The organism is Mesorhizobium sp. B2-3-7 (assembly GCF_006442695.1).
In the GTDB taxonomy this organism is placed as follows: domain Bacteria; phylum Pseudomonadota; class Alphaproteobacteria; order Rhizobiales; family Rhizobiaceae; genus Mesorhizobium.
Map to the genome: position 1 here is coordinate 40,984 of NZ_VFVV01000005.1, position 14,609 is coordinate 55,592.

The window sequence follows — 14,609 nt, forward strand, 5'->3', positions numbered from 1 at the left end:
AGTTTTCAAGCAGCACCCGGAAAGAACCCGAAAAGGAGCTGACATGCCCAGAATAGTGCCCGTGCTCGATCTGAGCCGTCTCGAACAAGGCGCATCGGAGCGCCGGACGTTTCTGGCGGATCTGCGCTCCGCCTCGCGCGATATCGGTTTTTTCTATTTGGCGGGCCACGGCATCCCATGGGCCGACATCAGCGAGACGCTCGCCGCTTCGCGGCGTTTCTTTGCCTTGCCGGAAGCCGACAAGCTGTCGATAGAGATGGTCAATTCCTCGCAGTTCCGCGGTTATACCCGCGCTGGCGGCGAACTGACCAAGGGCAAGGCCGACTGGCGCGAGCAGCTCGACATCGGCGTCGAGCGCCCGCCCATCGCGCAAGGCCCGGGAATTCCTGCCTGGACGCGGCTGCAGGGGCCGAACCAGTGGCCGTCGGCGTTGCCGGCGCTGAAGCCGGCGCTGCTGGCCTGGCAGGCGAAGGCGACGGCCGTGGCCATTCGTCTGCTCAAGGCCTTCGCGCTGTCGCTCGACCAGGCCGAGGACGCTTTCGATCCGATCTATGGCGGCGAACCCAATCATCGCATGAAGATCGTGCGCTACCCCGGCCGCGAAGCGACCGGCGGCGACCAGGGCGTCGGCGCGCATAAGGATGGCGGCTTCCTGACGCTGCTGCTCCAGGACGACAACAAGGGCCTGCAGGTAGACTATGACGGAAGCTGGGTGGACGTGGATCCGATTCCCGGAACGCTCGTCGTCAACATCGGCGAGCTGCTGGAGCTCGCCTCGAACGGCTATTTGAGAGCCACCGTGCATCGCGTCGTGACGCCGCCCGCCGGCGTCGAACGCATCTCGGTGCCGTTCTTCTTCAGCGCCAAGCTCGATGCCACGATACCGCTGCTCGAGCTTCCCGAGGAACTGGCGGCGCAGGCGCGCGGGCCGGCCAGCGATCCCGACAATCCGCTGTTTCGCGATGTCGGAACCAATGTGCTGAAGAGCAGGCTGCGCTCCCATCCCGACGTTGCGCGGCGTCATTATGCCGATCTGTTTGAGCCCGAGACCCGGGCAGGCTGAGCCATTCGGCAGGTAGAAATTTTTGTAGGGCGGCAAAATTTTAGAATTCTATTCGTCGCCAGCGCGCGAAAATGGGCTCAAGATAAAATTATCGTTCGAGGTTTCCTCCCATTCCTCCGAACGGTGTTCCCCTCTGAAGGTTATGACCTTCTTTCTGGCCGGGCCGTCTTCGCGCCCGGCCATTTTTCTTTGCCGGGAACAGTTTTTGCGGCCTGGGAAGCGCGCCACGACGACACCCCATTTTCTTGGAAATGCTTTCTCTTGCGTTCCACTTGGGAAGGCGCAACCCTGTCCAATCCAGTCACCACCGCGAAAGAGAGATGCTCATGACATCCAATGTCGCCGTCATTGCCGGAGCGGGATCCGGATTGAGCGCCTCGCTTGCGCGCCTTCTCGCAAGGGAAGGTTTTCGTGTCGTGCTGGCCGCCCGCAACATCGAGAAGCTCGACCCATTGCTGGCGCAGACCGGCGCCCAAGCCGTGGCAACCGATGTCTCCGATGCCGCGTCGGTGCAGCGCCTGTTCGAGGTCGCTGACAAGGCCGGCCCGCTGTCGCTCGTGGTCTTCAATGCCAGCGGACGCGCCCGTGGCCCGATCGCCGAACTCGATCCAGAGGCTGTCAGGCAGGCCTTGCTGGTGGGGGCCTATGGCGGCTTCCTGGTTGGCCAGCAAGCGGCCAACCGGCTGCTTTCGCAAGGCTCGGGCTCGATCTTCTTCACCGGCGCGACGGCAAGCGTCAAGGGGTTCGCCGGCTCGGCCGGTTTCGCGATGCCCAAATTCGGCTTGCGTGGACTGGCGCAATCCATGGCTCGCGAACTGGCCCCCAAGAACATCCATGTCGCGCATTTCGTCATCGATGGTGCCATTGCCTCGACCGTGCCGGGAGAGGCTCCCGACCCGCAAGATCGACGGCTATCGCCGGACGCGATCGCCGAGGCCTATCTCGGCATCCATCGCCAGAACCGCAGCGCCTGGACCTGGGAACTCGAGCTCAGGCCCTGGGTCGAGACCTTCTGATCGGCACGGTGACCTATGCAGCTTTCGCGGGGCTTCCATGCAAGGCGGCGGAGAGAGTCGACATTGCATGGGGATGTCACTATATAGCGGCGGCTTCGATGGCTTGTGCCTGGAAACGGCAACGTCATCGGGCAGCTGTTGTGACAGCCATTGAGATGCAAACGGACCTGAAAACCGTAAGAAGCAAGTAGAAGCAGCCTCTCGAGGCGGGACAGGATTCCCGCCAAACGATACCCGCCCCCCCAGAAACAGAAAATGTTCTTCAATCCTCTATTTCCTTTGGCTCTGTGGACCTTGGACGACATCGGCTTGCCGTCCGGTGGCGACTCGGCTGGAATGGGGACATGCATCCTTCACCGGATGCCGACGTTTATGATTACCAACCGGCTTCGCCGCCAGGGAAAAGCAATATGAGTGAGCACGCCATCGAATTCTTGCAGGGATGGATTGGCGAAAAAGTCCATTGCCAGTCCCACGCCAGGATCGAGAAGCAGGCCGAGACGCTGGCCAGGGAATGCGCTGCCAAGGCGGCCGAGGTCGGCATACCGCTGGAGGATATCCAGGAAGAAGTCGGCGATATCCAGGAACTCATCGCCTCCCGGCTCGAGGAAGCGGCCGAGGCCGACGAGCACCAGCAGGCCGCGAGCAAGGCCGCGGAATAATTCAGGAGCAATCCTGTATGAATACGCGGACCATTCGGTCCGCGTATTTGTCTCAGCCGAATTTCTCCTTCAGCCACGCCTTCGGCAGCGCCGGCACGAAATTGCCGTCGCGGCCGGTCATGTCCTCGTTGGCGACCATCGCATTGAGGACGGCTTCCTCGACGCCCTGGACCACGGCATCGAAGAACGGATCGATGTCGCTGTCAGGAATGAACTCGGCGCGAGCGATCCGGCCCGGCGGCGCCAGGGCCGCGTCGGGATTGGCGGTAGAGAAGGCGAGGAAGATGTCGCCGGAACTGTGATAGCCGAAGCCGCCGGTCATGGCGACGCCGAGCGGCACACGGCGGGCCAGCCGCTTCATCTGATGCGGCAGGAACGGTGCGTCGGTGGCAATAACGGCGATGATCGAGCCTTTTTCGGCACGTGGCGTGCCTTCGCGGATCGCGGGTTCGACGAGCTCCGGCCCGGCGCGCAGGCCTCGAAGCGTGAAATTGCGCCGCTTGCCGAAATTCGCCTGCACGAAGGCGCCGACAGTATAGGCACGCCCTTGCCATTCGGTGATGCGCGACGCGGTGCCCGAACCGGCCTTGAAGCCGAAGGCGATCATGCCGGTGCCGCCGCCGACGCTGCCTTCCTCGATCGGTCCGCTGGCGGCACCGTCGAGCGCCTCGGCAACATGCCCTGATGTCACGTGGTGGCCGTTGATGTCGTTGAGGAAGCCGTCATAGGTTTCCGCTGCCACCGGCAGTCCCCAGCCGCTGTCGAGTGCGGCTGGCAGCACCTTGCTCATCCAGCGCAGCGTACCGTCGCGCGAAACGCCGCAGGAATGCGTATTGGTGACGGTGATGGGGAAGTTGAAGGCGCCGGTCTCCTCGACGATATGCGAGCCGGTCAGTTCGCCATTGCCGTTCTGGCTGAAGATGCCGGCGAAGACCGGTGTGGCAAGGTCGGCCCGCGGCCTGGGCAGGATCGCGGTCACGCCGGTGCGCACCGGTCCCTGGCCTACGACGAGCGGGCCGTCGCCTGAAATCAGCGTGGAATAGCCGACCGACACTCCAGCCACGTCGGTGATCGCGTTGAACGGGCCGGGCGTGCCGTCGAAGCCGATGCCGAAGCTTCGCGCGCGCGGCTTGCCGGAGGGCGTTTTGTGATGATGCGGATTGTCTGTCATGTCACGGTTCAGAATAGGGAGCCCTGGCTGCCGGGCTCCTTGGCCTTGATCGCGGTTTTGGCGGCCGGTCGTGGCCGCGCCGAGCCGCTGGTCGCGACCGCATCTGCCGTCCCGTCGGCGAACTCCAGGGACAGCGCCATCCCCGCCGACAATTCCGCCGCACGCTTGACGACGGCGCCGTCGGCATCCTTCACCAGGGCGAAGCCGCGTGCCAGCACGGCCTTGTGCGACAGCGTCGCCAGCAAGCGGTCGGCATGGGCGACGCGACTGCGCAGCCGCTCCAGCCTCAGCGATGCCGCATGCGTGCTGCGCCGCGTCAGCGCGGTCAGGAAATCCCTTTGGATCCGCTGCCGCCGCGCCGTGGGCTCTATGGTGATGCGGCCCTGCAGCGCCGCCAGTTGCTGCCGGTGCCGCTGCAGCGACGCCCGGGCGCATTTCGGCAACTGATCCGCGGCGCGATTGAGCTCCGCGCGCCGGGCCCTCGTCAGCGTGCGCAACGCGCCCTGTGCCCGCAGGAGATTGCGCTCGTTGGTCCGCCACGCCTCGGCAATTCGCTGCGACAGCATTGCCGGCGTCAGTTTCAGGGCGAGGAAGCGTCCGCGCTTTCGTTCGGTCGAAACCATGAGGCCGCGCCCGAGCCGGCTCGCCGCCTCGTCGAGGCGACGACGTGGCAGCGCCAGCAACTGATCGGGCGAGGGCAGCGCACGCGCCGCCGCGCGCACGGACTGGCGCTTGCGCTCGAAATTGCGCGAAACCGCAGCCTTGAGCCGCGCGCCGAGACTGGCGAGCGTCGCTTCGAGGTCGGCCTTCACCGGAACGGCGATTTCGGCCGCCCCCGTCGGCGTCGGCGCCCTCACATCCGCGACGAGGTCGATCAGCGTCCAGTCGGTTTCGTGGCCGACGGCCGAGATCACCGGAATGGCGGAGGCGGCGACGGCACGGGCCAGCGCCTCGTCGTTGAAGCCCCACAGGTCCTCGAGGCTGCCGCCGCCGCGCGCCACGATCAGCAGGTCCGGGCGCTCGATGGTGCCATCCCTTGCCAGCGCGTTGAAACCGGCGACGGCGGAGGTCACTTCGGCACCGGCGGTTTCGCCTTGCACCCGCACCGGCCAGACGAGCACATGCAGCGGAAAACGATCCTTGATCCGGTGGATGATGTCGCGGATGACGGCACCCGTGGGCGAGGTGACGACGCCGATGACGCGCGGCATGAAGGGCAGCAACCGCTTGCGGCCTCCCTCGAACAGTCCTTCGGCCTGCAGCCGGCGCTTGCGTTCCTCCAGCAGCGCCATCAAGGCTCCGGCGCCCGCCGGTTCCAGATTGTCGATGACGATCTGGTAGTTGGATTTGCCGGGATAGGTGGTGAGCCTGCCGGTGGCGATCACCTCCATTCCTTCTTCGGGGCGGAATTTCAGCCGGCCCATCGTGCCCTTCCACACCACGGCGTCGAGCCGCGCGCGGTCGTCCTTCAGCGTGAAATAGGCATGGCCGGAGGAGTGCGGCCCGCGATAACCCGAGATTTCACCGCGCACCCGCACATTGCCGAAGGCATCCTCGACCGTGCGCTTCAGGGCGCCTGATATTTCGCTCACCGTATATTCGGTGGCGTTGCTGCGTGATTCGGATGCTGCTTCGCTCATCGGCCGATTGGGGGGTGGTTGCGCGCCGGCGTCAAGCTGGCTGTTTTCAGGTCGGCGTTCAGGTGCGTCTGATCGCTTACCAGCCCGGCAGGATCTGGTTCGGCTTGGTTCGCCGCATCTTGCTGAAGGCGAGTGCCGCGAAATCGAACGTTCCCGCCTCTTCGCCAAGCGGCACCGAGATGTTGTCCAGGCTTTCGGAAATGTGCCGGGCCAGCGCATCGACGATCTCCGGCCGCGAGGTTTGGCCGCGCATGATGCCGATGCGGCAGTCGGGCAGGGCGCCGAAGCCGTCGGCCTCGCCCAGCACCCGCATGCCGGGCCTGAGCGCGCATTCCGGCAGCACCGAGATCGCCAGGCCCGACAACACCGCGGCGGTGATGACCGTTGCGGAAAAGCTGGTGAACAGGATACGATAGTCGCGGTTCTGCTGGTCAAGCACGTCGACGGCGGCGCGTCGCCAGATACAGTTTGGCCGGCCAAAGGCCATAGGCAGCGTCTCCTGCTCGTGCGTGGCGTGGTTGGCCGAGGTGACCCACAGCAGCGGTTCGCGCCGCACCACCTCGGACTGGCCCCGCACGTCGTTATGCGTCACCAACGCCAGGTCGAGATTGCCGCGCTTGATGTGTTCGACCAGCCCCGGCGTCGGTTCGCAGACGACGGTCAGTTCGACGCGTGGATTGGAACGCGTGAAGCGCGCCATGATCTCGGGCAGGAAACGGTCGGCGTAGTCGTCCGGCGTACCGATCCGGATCGTGCCTTCGAGCCGCCGGTCGTCGAAGGCGGCCAGCGTTTCGCGGTTGAGATAGAGCAGCCGTCTTGCGTAGGAAAGCAGCTTGTCGCCTTCCTCCGTCAGTCTGTTGCTGCGCCCTTCCTTTTCGAACAGCGGCTTGCCGATCCGCTCCTCTAGCCGGCGCATCTGCATCGACACCGCCGACTGGGTGCGGTGCACCTCTTCGGCCGCCCGGGTGAAACTGCCAGTGTCGGCGATCGAGATGAAGGTCTGCAACTGATCTAGATCGAGCGGCGCTTTCATCGGCATGATCCATCACTAGTGTTGATGCTTAAGATTAGAAACATTCGTTGGATTAATCAATCGAGCAATGGCAAATTACTGATGTCCACATGAAGGCATGTGAATCGAAGCCGGAACGGCCGCTGTCGCCAGCGCCGATCGCCTGGTTTTGCCCGTTCGAGTCTGAAGGAGACCGACATGGTTACGTTTGATTTCGCTACCGAGACCTCGCGCATCACCACGCGTCCGGCCGTTGCGACGCGCGTGATTAATGCGGTCTCCAATGTCTACCAGGCCTGGAAAAACCGCCGTGCCTTCTATCGCCTCGGCGAGATGTCGGACGCCGAGCTTGCCGATATCGGCCTGACGCGCGCCGACCTGCACGTCGCCATCGACGTGCCGTTTGGCCGCGATCCGACGGCGATGCTGCGCGAAATCGCCAGCGATCGCGTCGAAACCATCGAGGACATCGCCCGCAGGGTGGCCTGATCGGTTGAATTTCGGTCCCGCTGAACCTTTCATCAGTCAGCGCGACAAAGGTTATGCAGGCTTCCCACTCCCTGCCGGTCCCCCGCCGGCCTGCCTGCACGCTGCCCGGTCCTCCCAAGGACCGGGCTTTCTTTTTGCGTTAGGCAAAAGCCAAAACCTGGGCGACGGCTACCGCCGATCCATGCCGCGCTTGAACTGGTCGAAAATCGACTCCATGCCTTTCTGGTAGTCGTCGCGCTGCTGCGCTCCGGTCTCGAACATCTTGCCGAACAGATCGTCGAACGGGTTCGTCGGCCTGCCGCTCGGATTGGCCTGCGGCTGCGGCGCCTGGGGCTGCCGCCGAGCTTGGGGCTGCGGCGCCGGCTGCTCGCCGCCTGATGCACCGCCACCCTGCCGCAGCATCTCCTCGAAGATCTTGCCTAGAGGACTGTCGCCATAGGGGCTCTGGGTCTGCTGCGGCTGAGGCTGGTCCTGCGGCGGCTGCGCGCCACCGCCGAACATGTCCAGCAGCACCTTGCCGAGCGGATTGTCGCCAAAGGGGTTCTGTGTCTGCTGCGGTTGCGGCTGGGATCGGCTTTGCGGCTGTGGCACGCCGCCGCCGAACATGTCCTGCAGCACCTTGCCAAGCGGGTTGTCCATCGGGTCTTGCGATGGCGGGCTCGGCTGCGGCGCCGGCGCCTGGGCGCCGCCCAGGCCGCCTCCCTGGCGCATCATCTGCTCGATGATCTCGCCCAGCGGATTGCTGCCGGCGGCGCCGAAGCCGCTGGCCGCCTGCATCTGCCCCCCGGCCAACTGATTGGTGGTCTGCTTGAACAGCCCGCCCATCATCATCGAGGCCAGGGCCGGCAACATCTGTTGCAGCACCTGCTGGCTGATACCGGTCGCTTGCGCCGCCTGGCCGGCAACCGCGCGCGACAGATCCTTCGAGCCGAACAGATGCCCCAGAATGCCGTTGCCCTCATTGATGCCTTGCGGCGAGAAGGCCCGGGTCGCGTCCTCGAAATACTTGGCGTGCTGGCCGCTCGCCATCGCCGTCATGAAGGCGCCGAGCCCATAGGGATCGGCGGTGTTGCGCCTCAGTCCTTGCGAAAAGGCAGGCAGCAACGCCTCCACCGCAGATTGCGTCTGCTGCATCGAGAGCCCGTATTGTTGGGCAAGCGCCTGCATGCCGCTGCCGTTCTGGGCTTGTGCCAGCATGTCGAACAAGGAAGGCATTGGTCTCTCCTCCGGAAATCCCCGCCGGAGAAGCCTAATTCGTTTCCACCGCCGATTGAAGCGGCTTTTGCAGGAGCTCGGCCGCCTCAAAGCCGAGGGTCAATAGGCGTATTCCATGAACACCGGCTCGATCGAGCCGCCCCAGCGTGTGTGGTAGGCCGACAGCATCTCCTCGGCGCTGGTGGTGCCGCGCGCCACGACCTCGTCGAGCGTGTTGAGGAACGAGGTCTCGTCATAGCCGTCGCGGTTCTTCTTGCCGCGGTTCTTCAGCCCCATGCGCGAGATGGTGAGCACGTCGCGCGCGATGTCGCGCAACGTGGCGTTGCGGAACGGCGCCGAAATGCCTTGTTCGGGCACGGCGTTGCGCATCGCCAGCACTTCCCCGTAGGTCCAGCTCGAGGTCAGCGCCTCCGCCGCATCGAGCGCTGCCTCGTCATAAAGCAGCCCGACCCAGAAGGCCGGAAGGGCGCAGATGCGCCGCCACGGCCCGCCATCGGCGCCGCGCATCTCGAGAAAGCGCTTCAGCCGCACGTCGGGGAAGAGCGTCGACAGATGGTTAGCCCAGTCGCCCATCGTCGGCAATCCGTCCGGGATTTCATTGCGGACGGCCCCGGCCATGAACTGACGGAAGGTGACGTGCGTCATGTCGTGGTACTGGCCGTCGCGGATGACGAAATACATCGGCACGTCGAGTGCCCATTCGACATAGTCGGCAAAACCGAAATCGGGCGAGAAGCAGAATTCGAGCAGGCCCGAGCGTTGGTTGTCGGTGTCGCGCCAGATGTCGCCGCGCCAGCTCTGCAAGCCGTTCGGCCGGCTTTCCGTGAAGGGCGAATTGGCGAACAGCGCCGTCGACAGCGGCTGCAGCTTCAGCGACACCTGCATCTTGCGCCGCATGTCCACCTCGCTCTCGAAGTCGAGATTAACCTGGATCGTGCAGGTGCGGTACATCATGTCGAGGCCCTTGGTGCCGACCTTGGGCATGTAGCGCGTCATGATCTCGTAGCGCGACTTCGGCATTTTCGGCGTCTCGGCCAGCGACCATTTCGGGCTGCCGCCAAGGCCAAGGAAGCGGATGCCCATCGGCTCGGCGATCTCGCGCACCTGCGCCAGGTGGGCATTGCCCTCGCGGCAGGTCTGGTGGATCGTCTCCAGCGGCGCGCCGGAGAGTTCGAACTGGCCGCCGGGCTCCAGCGAAATCGCGCCCTGGCCGGTCGGCTCGACCAGGCCGATGATGCGGCCGTCATCGATGATGGGGTCCCAGCCGAGCTTTGACTGCATGCCTTCGAGGATGGCGCGTATGCCGCGCTCGCCGCCATAGGGCACGGGCCCGTTGCCGTCGACGTAGAACGGGAATTTCTCGTGCTCGGTGCCGATGCGCCACTTGTCCCGCGGCTTGTTGCCCTCGGCCAGATGCGCGACGAGTTCGTCCATGCCTTCGATCGGCCGGAAATCGGTTGTGTCGCGCGCCATCATCAAGCCCCTGCGGCGCTATGATCCCGAAATCGACCTCGATTTTCGGGATATGCGCCAAAATCAAAGTACTACAGCGGCCTTTGCGCGTCGACGCGCGGCACTGCAGGGCGGCCGGACGACCGCCGGCGCTAGATGGACGAAATGTCAGTAGCCGATCAAGCGAAAAATCCTGAGCCAGAGGTCAACAGGAATTGAACGATGCGGCTCTTCCCATCTCCACAAGAGGGGAGAAAGAAACCGTCACCAATCGCCGATTGTGGCCTGCATCACCGCCAGTGCGGCCACGGCGGCCGTATCGGCGCGCAGGATGCGCGGGCCGAGCGGAATGGCAGTGACGAAAGGCAGAGCGCGCAACAGCTTGCGCTCCTCATCGGAAAATCCGCCTTCCGGCCCGACCAGCAGGCCGAGCTTCCTTTCGCTTACCGCTTGCAGCGCGGGCAGGGGATTGTTGGTCGAAGCGTCCTCGTCGCAGAAGACCAGCCGCCGATCCGTGTCCCAGCCGGTCAGCAGGCGTTCGAACTTTTCCGCTTCCCGCACCTGCGGCACCGCAAGTATGCCGCACTGCTCGGCCGCCTCGACGACGTTGGCGCGCAAGCGGTCGATGGAGGGTTTGGCCACTTGCGTGTGCTGGGTGATGACCGGCTGCAGCACGCCGGCGCCCATCTCGACAGCCTTCTGCACGAGATAGTCGAGCCGGCCCTGCTTCAGCGGTGCGAAGCAGTAGACGAGATCTGGCAGCGGCGGCTGCGGCCGTTGCCGCGCCAGCACCCTCAGCTTCACCGCCTTCTTGGATTTGGCCGCGATGGCCGCCGACCATTCGCCGTCGCGGCCGTTGAACAACAGGATCTCGGCGCCCTCGCCAAGCCGCAGCACGTGCACGAGATAATGGCTCTGCTGGTGGCCGGCGTCGAACTCGATCTCCGGCCCGAGATCGTCGGGCACGAACAGGCGTTGCATCTTGTAATTGGCGCGCATGGCCGAGGAATGGGCGAGCCGGCGGTTGGCGTCAAGCCTTGGCGGAAGGATGCCAGACGGGTTCGTAGCCTCGCCTCAACACCCCGATCGTGGTCGGCGGCGTCAGCAGCCGTAGCGGCCGATGAGCGAGGTCGTTGAAATCCTGCGCTCCGCAATATCCTGCGAACGACCAGCGCAGCGCCTTGCCGCGACGCAAGGCGTAGGCATTGCCTCCACCCTCGACCATCGTGCCGTCGGGCAGGCCTGCAAGCTCGTCAGCCGCCACCACCGGCGGCTTGCCGCCCGCGGCCAGCCGCTCCTTGTGCAGCCGCTTGTCGACCTGCGGCGCGCGCGGCTCCGTTATGCCGAAGGCTTCGCCGAAGCGACCCACAAAATCCCTGGCCCGTTCGCGCCGGCAGAAGAAGCAGGGCCGATGGCCCGCCGCCAGCGCCGTCACCTCGTCGAGGAAGAACAGTTCCGTCCAGCCCGCCTTGGGTCCCGATAGATCATCACGTCGCCGGTTGCGGCCCATCGGCTCGCGCCGCACGTCGCCGAAGTCGCAGACGCAGATGATCCAGGCGTGAAGCGCCCAGCGTTTTTTCAACAGCGTCCTGGTCTCGGGATCGTGGATGATGCCGCGATTGCCCATGAACAGGCCGCGCTCGGGCACGGCGTGGATGGCGCCGAACGGATCGACCCGGTTTTGCAGTGGCATAGTTTTCTCCGCGCGCCCGCATCTTGGCTGAAATGCCGGCGCCATGATATCGCTCGTCGCATCGTTTTCACGTCAGCAGGGTTTTGCGATGCGGGTGCTGGTGGTCCAGAACTACGACAACACCGGCCTCGGCCAGGTCGGCGCGGCACTTGCGGAAGCCGGTGCCGATCTCGACATCCGCCTTCCTTACAAGGGCGATCCGCTGCCGGATGATGCGAACGGCCACGACGCCATGGTGGTGCTCGGCGGCGGCCAGAACGCGCTGGCCGACGATGAATATCCCTATTTTCCGGCGCTGCTCGAACTTATCAGCGATTTCGCCGGCCAGGACCGCGCGGTGCTCGGCATCTGCCTCGGCAGCCAGCTGGTTGCCCGCGCCTTCGGCGGCGAGAACCGCATCGGCGGCGCCAACGAATTCGGCTGGCGCGGCGTTTCGCTGACGCCGGACGCCAAGGCCGATCCGGTGCTGGCCGAGCTTCCGGAAAAGTTCCCGATCTTCCAATGGCACGACGACACCTTCGTGCTGCCTGAAGACGCCGTGCGGCTCGCCGGCAATGATGTCGCCGAGAACCAGGCGTTCCGCGTCGGCCGCGCCATCTACGGCTTCCAGTTCCATTTCGAGGCCGATCGGCCGCTGGTGAAAGACTGGAGCACCTCTTTCGCGCCGCTCATTGCAGCGCGCCACCCCGACTGGGCCGGCAAGCTCGAGGGCGAAATGGCCCGTAACGGACCGGATGCCGATGCTGCCGGCCTTGCCATCGCCCGCGCATGGGTGGCGACGATCTGAGCATCATCTCTGCGGACCAGGGCGTGGCATAATTGGCACGCGGCGGTGAATCCGCCTGGGGAAAACCGGTTTCGTCCTTGGCTTGTGTACGCCCGCCATCCTAGAAGGCGCGCGCTCTGCATCACCGGTGCAACCGCGATGGACCTTTGTGTGGCCCGTGCGACACACCGCCGATACAGAACATGCCTAGAAGCGCGAAATAGTCGAAACTTTGAGACGTATTTTCGGTTTCAACGCATTGGTAACCGCCTCGTGCACAGATGCAGGAAGCTCAACAAGAGATGACGTCCGTGAAAGCAGCGCTTCTGTCCTTTGCCATGATGTCCGCCATCGTGATTTGCGGTCTCGGTATCTATGCGGCCGATGCCGCCAACAACCACAACGCCGTCGACGGCTACGGCGTCACCGCTTCGCTGCGCTGAATAGCCGGACCGTTCGCGTCGTTTCCGCGACGCGCGCCACTCAAGCTTCCCTTATTGTCATTGTCAGAATGCGTTTGTCGGCGTCCTCGACAACGAGCGCGCTCAGCATGCCTGATTGCCAGGCGAGCGTATCGACATTGACGCGGTTGGCCATGACTTCCGCCTCGGGAACGGGCGTGTGGCCGTGCACCACGATCTTCGGGAAAAGGCCGGCGTGATCGTGGAAAACGTCGCGGATCCAGATCAGATCCTGCGGATTCTGGTTCTCCAGGGCAACGCCTGGCCGGATGCCGGCATGGCAGAAGAAGAAGTCGCCGAAGCTGATTGAGAAGGGTAGCGAACGCAGGAAATCGATATGGTGTTGCGGTACTGCTTCGAGCAGAGCCTGATGCCCCCGTCTCATCGTCTCCATCCTGCCGAACCAGCCGGCGTCGGCCGCGAGGGGCACACCGTAGGATAGCGCCGTCTGGACCCCGCCATAGCGCATGAAAAGCCCGTCCGGGTCAGGGGTATCGAGAAAATCGAGAAAGCCGAGATCGTGATTGCCGGCAAGCATCAGGTTTCGCGGATCGCGTTTGCGCGCCTCGATCAGGAAATCGACGACGTCCTTGGAGTCCGGCCCACGGTCGACATAGTCGCCGAGGTGGATGACGCGCCAGTCGCGAGCCGGCTTCCATTCGAGCTCGCTCTCGATTCGCTGATGCATGGCGGCCAGCAAATCGAGCCGGCCATGGACATCGCCGATTGCGTAGAGCCGCATGCCGTCCGGTCCGCGCGCGTCCAGGAAATGAATGTCGGGTTCTGCCAACGTATCGCTGTCTCCGTGATCTGGCCGTTGCGGACCTGGCTAGCGCCGGATCTGGTCCTTGCCCATGTCGGTCACCAGACGTTTTCCGCACAGCGCCAGCGTGATGTCCATCTCCTTACGGATGATTTCCAGCGCCTTGGTAACGCCTTCCTTGCCGAGCGCGCCCAGGCCGTAGAGAAACGGCCGGCCGATATAGGTGCCCCTGGCGCCGAGGCACAGTGCCTTCAGCACGTCCTGGCCGGAGCGGATGCCGCCATCCATGTGCACCTCGATCCTGTCGCCGACCGCGTCCGCGATTTCCTCCAGCGCCATGATCGACGAGGATGCGCCGTCCAACTGACGCCCCCCATGGTTGGAAACCACGATCGCATCGGCGCCCGTTTCAGCGGCCATCAACGCGTCTTCCTTGTCGAGAATGCCTTTCAGGATCAGCTTGCCGCCCCAGCGTTCCTTGATCCAGGCGACATCCTTCCACGACAGATGCGGGTCGAACTGCTCCGTCGTCCATGACGCCAGCGAAGCCACGTCGCCGACGCCCTTGGCGTGGCCGACGATGTTGCGGAACGTGCGGCGCTTCGTGCCGGCCATGCCCATCCACCAGCGCGGACGGACCGCGATGTTGGCGATGTTGGCCAGCGTCATCTTGGGCGGCGCCGAAAGTCCGTTGCGGACATCCTTGTGCCGTTGGCCGAGGATCTGCAGGTCGAGCGTCAGCACCAACGCCGAGCATTTCGCCGCTTTTGCCCGGTCGATCAGGTCGAGCACGAAGTCCTTATCGCGCAGCACGTAAAGCTGGAACCAGAACGGCTTCTTCGTCACCGACGCGACATCCTCGATCGAGCAGATGCTCATCGTCGACAGCGTGAACGGCACGCCGAATTCCTCGGCCGCCTGCGCCGCCAGCATCTCGCCGTCGGCATGCTGCATGCCGGTCAGGCCGGTTGGGGCCAGCGCCACCGGCATGGCCACCTTCTCGCCGATCATGGTCGATTCCAGTGAGCGGTTGCTCATGTCGACCAGCACGCGCTGGCGGAACTTGATTTTCTGGAAGTCCTCCTCGTTGGCCCGGTAGGTGCTCTCGGTCCATGCGCCGGAATCGGCATACTCGAAGAACATCCTGGGCACGCGCCGTCGCGCCAGGTCCTTGAGGTCGGCAATGGTGAGAATGTCGCTCATCGT

At 64.4% G+C, this 14,609-nt stretch carries 15 protein-coding genes; 6 read left to right on the plus strand and 9 right to left on the minus strand.

Features of this window, described 5'->3' with window-relative positions; translation table 11 throughout:
- Positions 1 to 43: 43 nt before the first annotated feature.
- From FJ940_RS11490 to FJ940_RS11500, 3 genes are all read left to right on the plus strand, one after another.
- Positions 44 to 1,063, plus strand: coding sequence for an isopenicillin N synthase family oxygenase (locus tag FJ940_RS11490; RefSeq protein WP_140558657.1), 1,020 nt, complete (start codon positions 44 to 46; stop codon positions 1,061 to 1,063).
- Between the two features lie 326 nt (positions 1,064 to 1,389).
- Positions 1,390 to 2,079, plus strand: coding sequence for an SDR family NAD(P)-dependent oxidoreductase (locus FJ940_RS11495; RefSeq protein ID WP_140656592.1), 690 nt, complete (start codon positions 1,390 to 1,392; stop codon positions 2,077 to 2,079).
- A gap of 410 nt (positions 2,080 to 2,489) precedes the next feature.
- A complete protein-coding gene (locus tag FJ940_RS11500; RefSeq protein ID WP_140498383.1) occupies positions 2,490 to 2,741 on the plus strand; it encodes a DUF768 domain-containing protein in 252 nt (83 codons plus the stop codon).
- A gap of 52 nt (positions 2,742 to 2,793) precedes the next feature.
- Here the strand turns inward: FJ940_RS11500 and FJ940_RS11505 are convergent, their stop codons facing one another.
- The 3 genes from FJ940_RS11505 to FJ940_RS11515 form a co-directional block, all read right to left on the minus strand.
- A complete protein-coding gene (locus FJ940_RS11505) occupies positions 2,794 to 3,912 on the minus strand; it encodes a P1 family peptidase (protein WP_140558658.1) in 1,119 nt (372 codons plus the stop codon).
- Positions 3,913 to 3,920: 8 nt separating this feature from the next.
- On the minus strand, positions 3,921 to 5,552 hold the full coding sequence (gene xseA, locus FJ940_RS11510) for an exodeoxyribonuclease VII large subunit (RefSeq protein WP_140656594.1): 1,632 nt from the start codon (positions 5,550 to 5,552) through the stop codon (positions 3,921 to 3,923).
- Between the two features lie 76 nt (positions 5,553 to 5,628).
- Complete coding sequence (locus FJ940_RS11515; protein WP_140498380.1) at positions 5,629 to 6,585, minus strand: LysR substrate-binding domain-containing protein; 957 nt, start codon at positions 6,583 to 6,585, stop codon at positions 5,629 to 5,631.
- A gap of 177 nt (positions 6,586 to 6,762) precedes the next feature.
- On the opposite strand from FJ940_RS11515, the gene FJ940_RS11520 reads away from it, so the two are divergent.
- The gene (locus FJ940_RS11520) at positions 6,763 to 7,053 is read left to right on the plus strand and encodes a DUF1127 domain-containing protein (protein WP_140524803.1); all 291 of its coding nucleotides are present in this window, start codon (positions 6,763 to 6,765) and stop codon (positions 7,051 to 7,053) included.
- A gap of 168 nt (positions 7,054 to 7,221) precedes the next feature.
- On the opposite strand, the gene FJ940_RS11525 is transcribed toward FJ940_RS11520, so the two are convergent.
- The 4 genes from FJ940_RS11525 to FJ940_RS11540 form a co-directional block, all read right to left on the minus strand.
- Positions 7,222 to 8,268: a DUF937 domain-containing protein gene (locus FJ940_RS11525; protein ID WP_140524802.1), complete on the minus strand. Its 1,047-nt coding sequence runs from the start codon at positions 8,266 to 8,268 to the stop codon at positions 7,222 to 7,224.
- A gap of 99 nt (positions 8,269 to 8,367) precedes the next feature.
- Positions 8,368 to 9,741, minus strand: coding sequence for a glutamate--cysteine ligase (locus tag FJ940_RS11530; RefSeq protein WP_140515023.1), 1,374 nt, complete (start codon positions 9,739 to 9,741; stop codon positions 8,368 to 8,370).
- Between the two features lie 243 nt (positions 9,742 to 9,984).
- Complete coding sequence (locus FJ940_RS11535; RefSeq protein WP_140656595.1) at positions 9,985 to 10,719, minus strand: 16S rRNA (uracil(1498)-N(3))-methyltransferase; 735 nt, start codon at positions 10,717 to 10,719, stop codon at positions 9,985 to 9,987.
- A 31-nt stretch (positions 10,720 to 10,750) separates the two neighbouring features.
- Positions 10,751 to 11,413: a hypothetical protein gene (locus FJ940_RS11540; protein ID WP_140515026.1), complete on the minus strand. Its 663-nt coding sequence runs from the start codon at positions 11,411 to 11,413 to the stop codon at positions 10,751 to 10,753.
- Between the two features lie 88 nt (positions 11,414 to 11,501).
- Between FJ940_RS11540 and FJ940_RS11545 the strand changes: the two genes are divergently transcribed.
- A complete protein-coding gene (locus FJ940_RS11545) occupies positions 11,502 to 12,200 on the plus strand; it encodes a type 1 glutamine amidotransferase (RefSeq protein WP_140656748.1) in 699 nt (232 codons plus the stop codon).
- Between the two features lie 281 nt (positions 12,201 to 12,481).
- Positions 12,482 to 12,622: a hypothetical protein gene (locus FJ940_RS11550; RefSeq protein ID WP_181165325.1), complete on the plus strand. Its 141-nt coding sequence runs from the start codon at positions 12,482 to 12,484 to the stop codon at positions 12,620 to 12,622.
- A 40-nt stretch (positions 12,623 to 12,662) separates the two neighbouring features.
- On the opposite strand, the gene FJ940_RS11555 is transcribed toward FJ940_RS11550, so the two are convergent.
- Complete coding sequence (locus FJ940_RS11555; RefSeq protein WP_140498373.1) at positions 12,663 to 13,430, minus strand: metallophosphoesterase family protein; 768 nt, start codon at positions 13,428 to 13,430, stop codon at positions 12,663 to 12,665.
- 39 nt (positions 13,431 to 13,469) lie between these two features.
- Complete coding sequence (locus tag FJ940_RS11560; protein WP_140524799.1) at positions 13,470 to 14,606, minus strand: alpha-hydroxy acid oxidase; 1,137 nt, start codon at positions 14,604 to 14,606, stop codon at positions 13,470 to 13,472.
- Positions 14,607 to 14,609 lie beyond the last annotated feature (3 nt).